We start from the raw sequence: 13,219 nt of genomic DNA, 5'->3' as shown, positions 1-13,219 counted from the left end.
ATGTCCCAGTACACGATTCCGCACGTGATCGAGCGGACGCCGGCGGGGGAGCGGTCCTTCGACGTGTTCAGCAGGCTGCTGAACGAGCGAATCATCTTTCTGGGCACGGAGATCGACGACGGCGTCGCGAACGTCGTGATGGCCCAGCTGCTGCACCTCGAAGCCGAGTCGCCCGATCGGGAGATCGGCCTCTACATCAATTCGCCCGGTGGGTCGAGCACCGCGATGATGGCCGTGTACGACACGATGCGGTTCCTGCGGCCGCCCGTCGCCACGTACTGCATGGGTCAGGCCGCGTCCGCGGCGGCGGTGCTGCTCGCGGCCGGAGCACCGGGCCGGCGCTTCGTGCTCGCCCACTCGCGGGTGCTGCTGCACCAGCCGTCGACGCAGGGGCAGGGCACGATCTCGGACCTGTCGCTCCAGGCCGCAGAGGTGTTGCGGATCCGCGCGCAGACCGAGGAGATCCTTGCCGAGCACACCGGTCAGGACCCGGCGCGCCTGCGCAAGGACACCGATCGGGACCGCGTCTTCACCGCGCAGGAGGCCATCGACTACGGGCTCGCCGACGAGCTGATCGTCGACCGCGAGCCGTAGTGGCCGGGCCGCAGGGTGCACTCCCCCCTTCGGGTGGCCGAATGTGACATGCGTTCGCTCGGATCGAAGCGGTGTGACATTCGGCCACGTTGGGTGGGGGCGCTCAGCGGATCAGGTTCCCCAGGTCGACCGGGATCTGCGCGCCGGTGATGTACTTCGCCTCGTCCGAGCACACCCACGCGACGACGGCCGCGACGTCCTCGGGCTGCAGGATCTCGTACGGCAGGGAGTTCATGTAGATCGGGCCGAGAGTGGTCGCGTACTTCGCGATCAGCGGGTGCAGGTCGCTGACCTTCATGCCGGTCTCCACCCCGGCCGGGTGGACGGTGTTGACCCGGATCCGATGCTCGCCGAGTTCGTTCGCCATCGTCTTCGCCAGTCCGGTGATGCCGTGCTTCGTCGCGACGTAGTGGCCGGTGAACGGGGTGCCCTTGAGACCCGAGACGGAACTGGTGAAGACGACCGCGCCGCCCTCGCCCTGCTCGATCAGGTAGGGCACGGCGGCCTTCGCGGTGTGGAACACTCCGGTGAGGTTGACGTCCACCGTTTCGCGCCACTGCTCGAGGGTGATCTCCCACGACAGCGCGCCCGAGCAGATGCCGGCGTTGGCGACGACCACGTCGAGCCGGCCGAGCCGGTCCACGCCGTCGGCGAGTGCCCGCGAGAGCGCGTCGAAGTCCCGCACGTCCGCGGTCGTGGCGACGATGCGACGCCCGGTCGTCTCGACCAGCCGCACGGTCTCCGCGAGATCCTCCTCCGTGGCGCCCGGGTAGGCGGTCGAGGCGAAATCGATGCACGCGTCGATCGCGATGATGTCGGCGCCCTCCCGGGCGAACTGCACCGCCTCGGCGCGGCCCTGGCCGCGGGCTGCGCCGGTGACGAAGGCGACCTTGTTCTCGAAACGGCCGGCGGCATCCATGCTCGTCTCCTCGGCAGTGGGGGGATCGTCGGGTCGGACGCGGATTCTCCAGCCCCGAAGCGACGGGCGATACCACGGGTTCCGCTCAGCGGGACCGGGGCTCAGCTTGATTTTTAACCTGCCGGGGTGACACCGACCAATTCCTGGGCGTCAGTTCGGTGGCGTTTGCCCACGTGGTGATGGGGTGCGGATCGGGTGTTGCGTGAGCCGGGTGGTCGTCCGGGACCTGGTCGGGAGGGTTTCGGTGCACCGGCCGGGTTGGGCATGGTCCGGTGGATGCGCGGAAACCCGCGGCGGACCCGGGTGGGGGTCAGCCGTTGCGGCGGCCTGGGTCGCTCCCACGGGCGGCGCAGGTCCTCGGCCAAGGGTCGTGCGAGCCGGAGTTGAGTGTGCGCCACGATGACGAGCCAGGTCCACCGGTCGGCGGCCTCGGGGTTGCGGATCTTCGGCGCGCACCAGCCGAGGGTTTGCTTGAACAGCCGGAAGGTGTGTTCGAGGTCGAAGCGGCGCAGGAACATCTGCCAGCACCGGTCGATGTCGTCGGCGCCGCCCACGGCGGGGTTGGAACACCACAACCACACCGGCGCCGGGTGCCGGTCCCCGGGCAGATGCTCGACCTCGAGTCGGATCACGGTGCCCTCCACGATCGGCGGCGGTCCCGGGTGCTCGGCCCACGCTCCCCGGTGGGTGAGCCTGGGGTGCAGGCGATGCCACGCCGACGCGGTTGCGGTGCCGTATCGGTCGGTGGCCGTGCTCGTGGTGGCCGCTGTCGCGGGCCAGGTGGTCGGGTCGGCGAAGCGGAAGTCGGCCCCGTGCCGGGGTGGCCGTCCGGTGCGGCCCGGCGGTGGTGCCGGGAGGCACAGCACCCGGTCGCCGCGCATCCGGCCCAGCACGACCACCGGCAGGTCGCTGAGGGCGAACGCCAACCGGGGCAGATCGTAGCCGGCGTCGAAGACCAGCAGGATCTCCGGATCGCCGTCGCGGTGCTGCCCGGCCGCCCGCAGACGCTCGACCACGTTGCGTACTTGTGTTGCGGTGATGAGTGTTTCGTCGTCGTCGGGATGCAGGCGCACCGCGTCGAGAATCGCCGTCCACGAGGTGCGGCCCGGCTCGAGGGCGGCGACGACCGAGTACGGCCAGCCGGGGATCAGTTGCGCTTTCCACTTGCCGCGGCCGTACACGTGGCAGAACGCCCGGTGCGGACTGGTGGGGGCGTCCGGCCGCAGCCAGCAACTGACGTCGACCGCCAGGACGATCCTCCCGGCACGATCACGCGGGATCGACAACACGTCGAGTACGCTCCGCAATCGGTCGACATCGATTCGGCCGCAGTTTATTCCGTCGTACAAGCCGCCGTGGCCGCGCCGATGTTCGGCAGTCAGGGACAGCTCGACCAGGCTGCGGACCGCACCCGCCGAGCACAGCAGCGCATCGGTCAACTCGAACAGCACATCACCGCGAATCGGTAGGCAGTCGTAAAATCGGGTCCGGAACACGGCCAGCTCGACACGCGCATCGATGCGCGATTCTTCCCCGACGGCCTCCAGGTCGGGCACACTGATACTTACGGTCACTGCCTGCCTTCTCTCGAACGTTCTGTGAAGGGAACCTCGAGATCATCAGGCAGTGGCCGCTCCTTTCAGTCGCGACACACCGAACAGCAACGGTGCAGACGGCCACGCTGGATGGCCCAGGTTAAAAATCAAGCTCAGGCGGCGCACAGCTCCACGCGCGGGTCGCGCACCCGCTCGACCTGCGCGTTCACTCGCGCGGCGGTCAACCGCCGGATCCCGCGCGAGAGCAGGTGCTCGACGGGCAGGTGCAGCGCGCCGCACACCGAGCGCAGCACCTCCGACGACGGCTCCTTGCGGCCGCGTTCGATCTCGGACAGGTACTGCTTGGACATGCCGACCGCGGCCGCGACGTCGGCGAGGCTGCGGTCCTGATCCCGGCGTTCGTCGCGCAGGATCTCCCCGTAGACCTCGCGCAGCAGGCGCTCGGGCCGCGGCCCCCGGGCACGGTGCTGTCGGCGCCGGGCGTCGAGATCCGCGACGGCGGGCCGGTCCGCTGCTGACATGCCCCGAAGTCTCGCACGATGCCGGCGCCGGGGCCGGGGTATTCACCGACAGCGAAACGGGGGCCTCCGTCCGCGACGCGACGCGGCACGGCCGGCCGCGGTTCGGCAGCGCAGCCGATCGCCACCCCGCGGTTACCGCCTAGTAATAGAGCGCATGTTCTGTTATGGTCCCGCTGTGCCCCGCCCCCGCATCCATGACCTCGACGAGGTTCTCGACACCACCGAAAGTCTGGTGGTGGAGGGTGGCGCGAGTGCGGTGACGCTGCGTGCGGTCGCCGCGGCCACGGGGATGTCGAACGGCGCTCTGTATCACGCGTTCGGCTCACGAGGCGGGCTGGTCGGCCGGGCCTGGTTGCGCGCGGCCCACCGCTTCCTCGACCTGCAACACGCGGCGGTCGACGAGGTTCTCGGCTCCGCCTCGGCGCCGGGCTGGGCCGTCGGGGTCGACGCCGTCGTCGCAGCTGCCGATACCCCGGCGGCGTTCGCCGCCCGCTTCCCCGAGTCCTCGCGTCTTCTGCTCACCGTCCGGCGCGACGAGTTGCTCGGGTCCGACCTGCCGGAGGATGTCGCCGAAGAGTTGAGCCGGCTCGATTCGGTTCTGGTCGCGCTGCTCGTTCGCCTGACTCGGACATTGTGGGGCCGCGGCGACGCGCGTGCGGTCGCGGTCGTCGAGGACTGCGTCGTCGGTCTGCCCACAGGGCTGTTGCTCCGGCGTCGGCGTGTCCCCGACACCGCCTTGCGGCAACGCCTCGAGGCCGCGGTCCGTGCGGTTCTCGCCCTCGATCCTCCGCCGGCGCCGCCCCGGCGCGGCGGCCACACGAAAGGTTCTCGATGACTGCCACTCTGACCTACCGGGACAAGATCGCCGTCCTCGACCTCGGCGACGACGAGAACCGGTTCTCCCCGGACTGGCTCGACACCGTCGACCGCCTCCTCGACGAAGCGCAGCAGAACGCGCACGCGCTCGTCACCACGGCGACGGGGAAGTTCTACTCCAACGGCCTGGACCTGGAATGGTTGACGGCGCACGGTGATCGGGCGCAGTGGTACGTCGGCCGGGTGCAGGCGCTGTTCAGCCGCATCCTCACCTTCCCGTTGCCGACAGTCGCCGCGGTGGTCGGGCACGCGTTCGGGGCGGGCGCCATGCTCGGCATCGCGCACGACTACCGGGTGATGCGCGCCGACCGGGGCTACTACTGCTTCCCCGAGGTCGACATCCACATCCCGTTCACGCCGGGCATGGCCGCCCTGATCCAGGCCAAGCTGACCCCGCAGACTGCAGTCACCGCGATGACCACCGGGCACCGTTACGGCGGCCTCGAGGCCGAGGCTGCCGGCCTGGTCGACCGCACAGCCGGCGAGGGTACCGTCCTGGATGCCGCCGTCGAGCTCGTCACCCCGCTCGTGGTGAAAGACCCCGGCACCCTCGGTGTCATCAAGTCCACCATGTTCGCCACCGTGGTCGAGTCGCTCGCCCAGGGGCGGGCATGACCGGCCACGAGCGACATCCGGTATCGGGCGGAAGTGCGGGGCGCTAACCGGAATCCGTCGCCGGCAGCAGCGCCCGCACCGCGTCGATCGTGTCCGCCTCGGCAGCCGTCTTGTCGGGGCGGTAGCGCACCACCCGCGCGAATCGCAGCGCCACCCCGCCGGGGTAGCGCGGGCTGACCTGCACGCCGTCGAGTTCGATCTCCACGACCAGCTCCGGTCGCAGGTACACCGCGTGTGCGTCGCGGCTGCGTTCGTGACGCGGGAATTCCTCGGTCTGCCATTGCAGCAGCGCGTCGGTCAGCCCCTTGAACGTCTTGCCGACCATGATCGGTTCACCGCCGTCCGGGTCCCGCGCGCCCAGATGGAGATTGGACAGGTACCCGGTGCGGCGGCCGTAGCCCCACTCGGCGCCGAGCACCACCAGGTCGAGGGTGTGCTCCGGCTTGACCTTCTGCCAGGCGCGGCCACGCCGGCCCGCCGCGTAGGGCGCGGTGAGGTCCTTGACGACGACGCCCTCGTGTCCGGCGGCGAGCGCGGCCTCGAACTGGGCCTTGGCTGCGGCGTCGTCCGGCTGCAGCACGCCCGGGATCCGGTGCTCGGGGGCGACCCGCTGCAGGGCGTCGAGACGCTCGGCGAGCGGTGCGTCGAGCAGGTCGACGCCGTCGAGGTGCAGGCAGTCGAAGAAGTACGGGTGCAGCAACAGATCGTGGGCGGACTCGGCGCCGAAGCGGCTCATGGTCTCCTGGAACGGCCGGGGCCGGCCCGCGGGGTCGAGCGCCAGGGTCTCGCCGTCGAGCACCACCGACGTGCACGGCAGCGCGGCGACCAGATCGACGAGTTCCGGTACGCTGCCGGTGATTTCGCGCAAGGTGCGGGTGAACACCCGCACCGTCTCGTCGTGGCGGTGCACCTGGATGCGGGCGCCGTCGAGCTTGTATTCGACGCTGACGTCGCCGCCGAACCGGCTGTAGGCGTCGGCGAGGGACGGCGCGGGAGAGGCGAGCATCGGCCTGATCGGCCGGCCCACCTCGAGACGGAACGCGGTGAGCGCGTCGGCGCCGCCGGTGAGCGCGGCGGCCGCCGTCACGGACAGTTGCCCGGAGAGCATGAACGCCCGGCGCACCGTCTCGGCGGGCAGACCGGCCGTGGCGGCCACCGCGTCGGTCATCACGCCCTCGAGCGCGCCCTGCCGCAGATCCCCGGTGAGCAGCCGCACCAGGAACTCCTGCTCGGCGGTGGTGGCCGCGCCGAGCAGCGTGGCGAGCAGTTCGCGGCGCCGCCCCGTCGATCCGGTCCCGGCCAGACCGGCGAGCTCGGTGAAGGCCCGGTCGACGTCGGAGACGGTCAGCGACGGCGCGTCGGCCGGGTCGACGCGGGCCCCGGCGAGGGTGCGCCAGCCCACGCCGATGCGGCCCTGGCGGGGCTCGCCCGCCAACCACGACACCGCGGGCTCGACCTCCACGGGGTCGAGGACGGCGAGGAGGCTGCGCAGTTCTTCCACCTTGGTCCGTCGCGACCGGGTGGTGCCGACGGCCCGTGAGGTGGCGACGATCGTCGAGAAGAGCACGTCCCGACCGTACCGACCCCCGCCGGTTCCGGCGCAGGTTCACCGCCGGTTCCGGCGCAGGTTCACCGCCGGCCGGTCAGTCGCCGACGCGTTCGCCCGTCTCCGGATGGAACAGGTGCACCGAGCCCTCCCGCTTGCGCAGCCGGATCGTGTCCGCGAGCCGGGCCGGGGTGCGGGTGAGCGACCGCGCGACGAGGGTGGTGTCGCTGCGCGCGACGCGGGTGTACACGTACGACTCGCTGCCGAGTTCCTCGACGAGGTCGACGATGGCCTCGACGCCGTCGCCGTCCGTGATCTCCAGCTGTTCGGGCCGGATCCCGACGGTGACGGTCTCGAGGCCGGCGCGGTGCAGCGCGGCGATGCGGTCCCGTTCGACGTCGACGACGGTGCTGCCGATCTGCACGCCGCCGTCGACGATCCGCGCGTCGAGCAGGTTCATCGCGGGCGAGCCGATGAACCCGGCGACGAACGCGTTGGCGGGCCGGTCGTACAGCTCGGTGGGGGAGGAGAACTGCTGCAGCGTGCCGCCGCGCAGCACCGCCACCCGGTCGCCCATGGTCATCGCCTCGACCTGGTCGTGCGTGACGTACACCGTGGTGGTGCCGAGACGCCTTTGCAGCGCGGCGATCTGGGTGCGGGTCTGCACCCGCAGCTTGGCATCGAGGTTGGACAGCGGTTCGTCCATGCAGAACACCTGCGGTTCGCGGACGATCGCCCGGCCCATCGCGACGCGCTGCCGCTGGCCGCCGGAGAGCTTGGCGGGCTTGCGGTCCAGGTAGTCGGTGAGGTCGAGCAGCTTCGCCGCCTGCTCGACCTTGCGCCGCCGTTCGTCGGCGCTCACGCCGCGCATCTTCAGTGCGAAGCCCATGTTCTCGGCGACGGTCTTGTTCGGGTACAGGGCGTAGTTCTGGAAGACCATCGCGATGTCACGGTCCTTCGACGGCACGCCGACCATGTCGCGGCCGCCGATGCTGATCGACCCCTCGTCGATGTCCTCGAGTCCGGCGAGCATCCGCAGCGCGGTGCTCTTGCCGGAGCCGGACGGTCCGACCAGGACGACGAACTCCCCGTCCTGGATGTCCAGGTTCAGCGAGTCGACGGCGAGGGTGTCGGAGTTCTCGTAGATGCACGACGCGTTGCGGTAGGTGATCTCGGCCATGACGATTCCTTCGAAAGTGATCGGGAGAGTTACTTGATTGCGCCGAACGACAGGCCGCGCACGAGCTTGTTCTGGGCGACCCAGCCGGCGAGGACGACGGGCAGCGCCGCCATCGTCGCGGCCGCGGACAGGCGAGCCCAGTACAGGCCCTCGCCGGTGATGAAGCCGACGAGGAACACGGGAATCGTCTGCGCCTGCACCGCCGTGAGGTTGACGGCGAAGAAGAATTCGTTCCAGGAGAAGATGACGCAGATCAGGGCGGTGGCGGCGATGCCGGGCGAGACGAGCGGCAGGATCACCTCCCGCACCGACGTCCACAGGCCGGCGCCGTCCATGCTCGCGGCCTCGAGCAGCTCGCCCGGCACCTCGAGGAAGAACGAGCGCATCATCCACACCGCGATCGGCAGGTTCATCGCGGTGTAGAGGATGATCAAGGCCCAAATATTGTCGAGCAGACCGATGTTCGCGACGATCACGTACAGCGGGATGATCGCGGCGACGATCGGCAGCATCTTCGTGCTGATGAAGAAGAACAGGGCGTCCTTGGTCTTGCGCACCGGCCGCAGCGACAGGGCGAACGCGGCGGGCACGCCGAGCAGCAGGACGAGGATCGTCGACACGCCGGTGGCGAACGCCGAGTTGAGCAGGCTGACACCGACGCCGGTGTCGAACACCGCGCGGAACTGGTCGAGGGTGGGAGTGAAGAAGAACTTCGGTGGATCGGAGTAGGCGTCGGCCTCCTGCTTGAAGGCGGTGAGCACCATCCAGAACACCGGGAAGAAGAACCCCAGGGCGGCGATCCAGGCGACGACGCCCCATGGATTTGCCTTGCGGTGCTTGCGTTTCCGGGGGCGCGCCGGGACGGTCTCCGGTGCGGGGAGCTGCTGTGTGGTGGGGGCGGTGGTGCTCATCAGGCGGCCTCCTCCTTGCCCGTGAACGATGTGAAGATCAGCCGCAGCGCGACGGTGGCCACGACGATGGTGGCGACGACGACCACCACGCCCATGGCGGCGGCCTGGCCGATGTCGAAGCCGAGGAACGCCCGCTGATAGATGTAGAACGGCAGGTTGGAGCTGGCGGTGCCCGGTCCGCCCTGGGTCATCATGTAGATGGCGTCGAACGTGTTGACCAGGTGGATCGCGCCGAGCACGGCGCCGAGTTCGATGAACCGCCGCAGGTGCGGCAGCGTCAGCTCGCGGAACAGGGCGAAGGCGCCGGCCCCGTCGACCCGGCCGGCCTCGAGGGTGTCACGCGGCATGGACTGCAGCCCGGCCAGGATGAGCAGCATCATGAACGGGGTCCACTGCCACACCAGGTTGGCCATCACCGCGGCGAGCGGGTAGCGGCTGACCCAGTCGATCTGCCCGACGCCGAACGGGGAGAGCACGAAGTTGACGATGCCGAACACGGGATCGAACATCGCGGTCTTCCACATCAGCGCTCCCGCGACGGGGGTGACCAGGAACGGCGTGATGAGCAGGGTACGGACGATGCCGCGGCCGAGGAAGACCCGGTCGAGCAGCAGCGCGAGCAGCAGGCCCAGCACGACGGAGATCAGCACGGTGCCGACGATGAGGATCACGGTGTTGACGGCGACCTCGCGGAACTGGCTGTCGCGGAAGACGTCCGCGTAGTTCTGCAGGCCCACGAAGCTGCGCGAGCCCGGGCGCACCAGGTTCCACGACTGCGTGGAGTAGTAGAGGGTGAACACGAACGGGATCTGCGTGACCACGATCATGAAGATCAGGGCCGGCAGCAGGGGCCCCCGGCGGCGCCAGCCTTCCGCGCGGGAGACCGCGTCGCTCTTGGCTTCCCGCACCCGGCGGATGCGTTCCGAGTCGTCGGCGGTGGGTGCGCCGACTGCCACGGTTGTCATTGTTGATCCTCCCGATAGGTGGCACCGACGACGTCGGCGTATTCCTGGGCCTGCTCCAGCGCTTCGGTGACGGTCTTCTGACCGGCGATCGCGGCGCTGATCTGCTGGCTCACGCGGGTTCCGAGATCCTGGAACTCGGGGATGGCCAGGAACTGGACGCCGGTGTAGGGCACCGGCTCGACCGTCGGGGCGTCCGGGGTCGCGTTCTCGATGGACCGGAGGGTGAGCGGCCCGTAAGCGGCTGCGGCCTCACGGTATTCGGGGATCTCGTAGGTGGACAGCCGGCTGCCGGGCGGCACCCGCTCCCAGCCGAGGGTCTCGCCGACGGTGCGCAGGTACTCCTTGCTCGTCATCCACGAGACGAACCGCCACGCCGAGTCCGCGTTGTCGCTGTCGACGGGGATGCCGAGCGACCAGCTGTAGAGCCAGCCCGCGTCGTCCTTGACCCGGATCGGTGCCGGCGCGTACCCGATCTTTCCGACCACGTTGCTCGACGCGGGGTCCTCGAGGGTGGAGACCGCCGACGTGGAGTCGTACCACATCGCGACGCGGCCCTGGGCGAGCTGCGTGGCGCATTCGCTGAAACCGCTGGTGGCGGCGCCCGGCTGGCCGTGCTCGCGCACGAGGTCGACGTAGAACTGCACGGCCTCGACGACCTCGGGACTGGTGAGCTGCGCGTTCCAGTTCTCGTCGTACCACCGGCCGCCGAAGGTGTTGATCACCGTGTTCAGCGGGGCGAGCACCTCACCCCAGCCGGGCTTGCCGCGCAGGCAGATCCCGGCGGTGTCGGGGCTGTCGAGGCGGGCGGCGGCAGCGGCGACCTCGTCCCATGTGGGGGTGGGGGACAGGGCGATGCCGGCCTGCTCGAACAGGTCCTTGCGGTACATCAGGAACGAGGACTCGCCGTAGAACGGCACCGAGTACATGTCGCCGTCGTAGGACAGCGATTCGCGCAGGGAGGGAATGAAGTCGTCCTCGTCGTAGCCCTCCGTCTGCCGGGCGTAGTCGGAGAGGTTGGTCAGCCAACCGTTCTCCGCCCACTGCGGGGTCTCGTAGTTGCTGATCATCACCACGTCGAACTCGCCGCCGCCCATCGCGGTGGAGGCCGTGATCTTCGCGCGGGCCTGGTTCTCCGAGAGCGTGACGAACCGCAGGTCGATGTCCGGGTTCTCGGCCTCGAACTGCGCGGCGAGTTGCTGGGCGTCCTGCATCTGGGAGTTCGACACCATCGCGATGGTGACGGTCTGGTCGGAGGCGCCGAGCGAGCCGGCGCCGGCGCAGCCGGTGAGCGTGAGGCTGAGCGCCCCCGCCCCGGCCACCAGCATTCGGGTGGTCGTTCTGGATGTGTTCACCGATCGTCGCCTCTTCTTCGGTCTCTCCGGTGGGGTTATCGGTCGAGTAGCCAACGTGCGCACTCGATGTCGCACACGAGCATGGTGGCCAGGCCGCCGCGCAGCGCCCCGAGCGCGGCCTGGTGTTTGGCGGCCCCGCCGGTGACGAGGACCGTGCCGGGGCAGGCGCGGATGTCGTCGAGCGAGACCGACACGGCGCGACGGTCGAGGTCCCCGCCGACGGCCGTGCCGTCGGCGTGGAAGAACCGTCCCGCGATCTCCCCGACCGCGCCGAGGTCGGTGAGGGAGTCGAGCATGGCGGTGTCGAGGTAGCTGCCCTCGAACAGGGTGGTCGACGTGGACACCGCCCCCACGCCGAACATCATCATGTCGGCGCGGCGGCCGATGTCCAGGGTGCGGGAGATCATCGAGTCGGCACGCATGGACGCGACCGTCGCGGGGTCGGCGTACAGGGGAACGGGGAGGCGGACCATCTTGGCCTGCAGCTGTTCCGCGCATCGTCCGAGCACGTACTCGGCGCCGGTCTGGTAGTCGGACGCGGTGACGGCGCCGTCGAGCTGGACGATCGTCGCGCAGGTCGCCCCGCCCGGCGGCAGGGCCTGCGCGACGGCCACGGTCTCCGGGCCCCACGTGAATCCGAGGGTGTCCGTCGCGCGGATCCGCCGGCTGATCAGGGCGGCGGCGGCCCGTCCGACGCCCGCGAAGCTGGCGGCCTCGTCGAGCGGGCCGGCCGCGTCCACGCCGTCGCCGACGACGACGGCCTCGAGCAGGCCGAAGCGCTCCTCGAGGGCGCGTTCCTCGTCGGCGTGCAGGTCGTCGCGCAGGTTGGCCGGCACGTTCACCTCGATGCGCACCAGGCCCTGGGCCCGGGCCCGGGCGACGAGGCGTCCCGCGGTCGGCCGGGAGACGCCGAGGCGCGTCGCGACCTCCGCCTGGGTGAGGCCGTCCAGGTAGTACAGCGTCGCCGCGCGCAGCGCCAGGCGTAGCTCCTCCGGCGCGGCGGCGGCGGCCGCGGGCTGGTTCGTCACGTGGGGGACGGTCACGACATCTCCTGGTTCGGAGGAACACCGTGAGCAAATGCTCATGGGTGCGTTCATTTGCTCAGTACGCTAGCATCGGCAATGTGACCCACACAACACCCCCGTCGATCCCGGCCGGCATGCGCGCCGCCGTCCTCGTCGAACCCGGACGGATCGAGATGCGCGAACGGCCGGTCCCCGAACCCGCACCCGGCGACGTGCTCGTCCGGGTCACCTCCGTCGGCGTGTGCGGATCGGACACGCACTACTACCGGGAGGGCCGCATCGGCGAATTCGTCGTCGAGGCCCCGCTCGTCCTCGGCCACGAGGCCGCCGGCACGATCGCCGCGGTCGGCGCCGGCGTCCCCGCCGGCCGGGTCGGGCAGCGCGTGTCCATCGAGCCGCAGCGCCCCGACCCCACCACCGACGAAACCCGGCGCGGGCGCTACAACCTCTGCCCGCACATGCGGTTCTACGCCACCCCACCCGTCGACGGCGCCTTCTGCGACTACGTCACCATCGGGGCGGAATTCGCCCACCCCGTGCCCGACACCGTCTCCGACGACGCCGCCGCTCTCTGTGAACCGCTGTCCGTGGGCATCGCCGCCGTCCGCAAGGCGGGCGTCACCGCCGGATCCCGGGTCCTGGTCACCGGCGCGGGCCCCATCGGGATCGTCACCGCGCAGGTCGCCCGCGCGTTCGGCGCCACCGACATCGTCGTCACCGACCTCGACGCGGACCGGCGCGCGCTGGCCCGGAAGTTCGGGGCGACCGCCACGCTCGACCCGCGCACCGACGATGTCAGCGACCTGCACGTCGACGCCTACATCGACGCCTCCGGCGCCCCCGCCGCGGTCGCCGCCGCGATGCGGGCGGTCCGGCCCGCCGGCACCGTCGTCCTCGTCGGCTCCGGCGCCGAGACGATGAACCTGCCGGTCCAGCTGATCCAGAACCGCGAGCTGGTCCTCACCGGCGTCTTCCGTTACGCACACACCTGGCCGACGGCGATCGCCCTCGCCGCCACCGGCCGCGTCGACCTCGACGCGATGGTCACCGCCCGCTTCCCGCTCGAGAGGGCGGCCGAAGCACTCGAATCCGACCGGACACCCGGCAACATCAAGACCGTCGTGCGGGTGCACCCCGGCGACGACACGTAAGGAGCCCC

Annotated in this window: 13 protein-coding genes; 4 read left to right on the top strand and 9 right to left on the bottom strand. The window is 70.4% G+C overall.

The genetic code is table 11. The annotated features are described in order from the left end of the window. On the top strand, nt 1-594 hold the full coding sequence (locus tag JYA75_RS23890) for an ATP-dependent Clp protease proteolytic subunit (RefSeq protein ID WP_029542284.1): 594 nt from the start codon (nt 1-3) through the stop codon (nt 592-594). Between the two features lie 103 nt (nt 595-697). Here JYA75_RS23890 and JYA75_RS23885 read toward each other — a convergent pair whose 3' ends face one another. The 3 genes from JYA75_RS23885 to JYA75_RS23875 all read right to left on the bottom strand — a co-directional run bounded on the left by JYA75_RS23885 (nt 698) and on the right by JYA75_RS23875 (nt 3,590). After that, complete coding sequence (locus JYA75_RS23885; protein ID WP_006948042.1) at nt 698-1,513, bottom strand: mycofactocin-coupled SDR family oxidoreductase; 816 nt, start codon at nt 1,511-1,513, stop codon at nt 698-700. A 113-nt stretch (nt 1,514-1,626) separates the two neighbouring features. After that, nucleotides 1,627-3,087, bottom strand: a complete 1,461-nt coding sequence (locus tag JYA75_RS23880) for an NF041680 family putative transposase (RefSeq protein WP_185713697.1) — start codon at nt 3,085-3,087, stop codon at nt 1,627-1,629. A 134-nt stretch (nt 3,088-3,221) separates the two neighbouring features. Next, nucleotides 3,222-3,590 (bottom strand): helix-turn-helix transcriptional regulator, encoded by a 369-nt coding sequence (locus JYA75_RS23875; RefSeq protein ID WP_102799778.1) that lies wholly within the window; start codon nt 3,588-3,590, stop codon nt 3,222-3,224. 175 nt (nt 3,591-3,765) lie between these two features. Between JYA75_RS23875 and JYA75_RS23870 the strand changes: the two genes are divergently transcribed. Continuing rightward, on the top strand, nt 3,766-4,425 hold the full coding sequence (locus tag JYA75_RS23870) for a TetR/AcrR family transcriptional regulator (protein WP_185713696.1): 660 nt from the start codon (nt 3,766-3,768) through the stop codon (nt 4,423-4,425). Further along, nucleotides 4,422-5,081 carry an enoyl-CoA hydratase-related protein gene (locus tag JYA75_RS23865; RefSeq protein WP_185713695.1) on the top strand — a complete coding sequence of 220 codons (660 nt, stop codon included), beginning with the start codon at nt 4,422-4,424 and terminating at the stop codon, nt 5,079-5,081. Before JYA75_RS23870 ends, JYA75_RS23865 begins: the two co-directional genes overlap by 4 nt. A gap of 43 nt (nt 5,082-5,124) precedes the next feature. Here the strand turns inward: JYA75_RS23865 and JYA75_RS23860 are convergent, their stop codons facing one another. From JYA75_RS23860 to JYA75_RS23835, 6 genes are all read right to left on the bottom strand, one after another. Beyond that, nucleotides 5,125-6,648, bottom strand: a complete 1,524-nt coding sequence (locus JYA75_RS23860; protein ID WP_185713694.1) for an ATP-dependent DNA ligase — start codon at nt 6,646-6,648, stop codon at nt 5,125-5,127. 76 nt (nt 6,649-6,724) lie between these two features. After that, nucleotides 6,725-7,807 (bottom strand): sn-glycerol-3-phosphate ABC transporter ATP-binding protein UgpC, encoded by a 1,083-nt coding sequence (gene ugpC / locus JYA75_RS23855; protein WP_029542290.1) that lies wholly within the window; start codon nt 7,805-7,807, stop codon nt 6,725-6,727. Nucleotides 7,808-7,836: 29 nt separating this feature from the next. Then, a complete protein-coding gene (locus JYA75_RS23850; protein ID WP_006933843.1) occupies nt 7,837-8,718 on the bottom strand; it encodes a carbohydrate ABC transporter permease in 882 nt (293 codons plus the stop codon). Next, a complete protein-coding gene (locus tag JYA75_RS23845; protein ID WP_006933844.1) occupies nt 8,718-9,683 on the bottom strand; it encodes a sugar ABC transporter permease in 966 nt (321 codons plus the stop codon). Before JYA75_RS23845 ends, JYA75_RS23850 begins: the two co-directional genes overlap by 1 nt. Further along, a complete protein-coding gene (locus tag JYA75_RS23840) occupies nt 9,680-11,008 on the bottom strand; it encodes a sugar ABC transporter substrate-binding protein (protein WP_006933846.1) in 1,329 nt (442 codons plus the stop codon). The genes JYA75_RS23845 and JYA75_RS23840 overlap by 4 nt, the downstream gene beginning before the upstream one ends. A gap of 62 nt (nt 11,009-11,070) precedes the next feature. Further along, nucleotides 11,071-12,078: a sugar-binding domain-containing protein gene (locus JYA75_RS23835; protein ID WP_185713693.1), complete on the bottom strand. Its 1,008-nt coding sequence runs from the start codon at nt 12,076-12,078 to the stop codon at nt 11,071-11,073. Nucleotides 12,079-12,194: 116 nt separating this feature from the next. Here JYA75_RS23835 and JYA75_RS23830 point away from each other — a divergent pair, with 116 nt between their 5' ends. Beyond that, on the top strand, nt 12,195-13,211 hold the full coding sequence (locus tag JYA75_RS23830; RefSeq protein WP_043799216.1) for an NAD(P)-dependent alcohol dehydrogenase: 1,017 nt from the start codon (nt 12,195-12,197) through the stop codon (nt 13,209-13,211). The last annotated feature ends 8 nt before the right edge of the window (nt 13,212-13,219 follow it).

This window comes from Rhodococcus sp. PSBB066 (assembly GCF_017068255.1).
Lineage (GTDB): Bacteria > Actinomycetota > Actinomycetes > Mycobacteriales > Mycobacteriaceae > Rhodococcus > Rhodococcus aetherivorans.
Note: the sequence above shows the minus strand (reverse complement) of the source record. Positions and strands in the feature narration are given on the sequence as shown.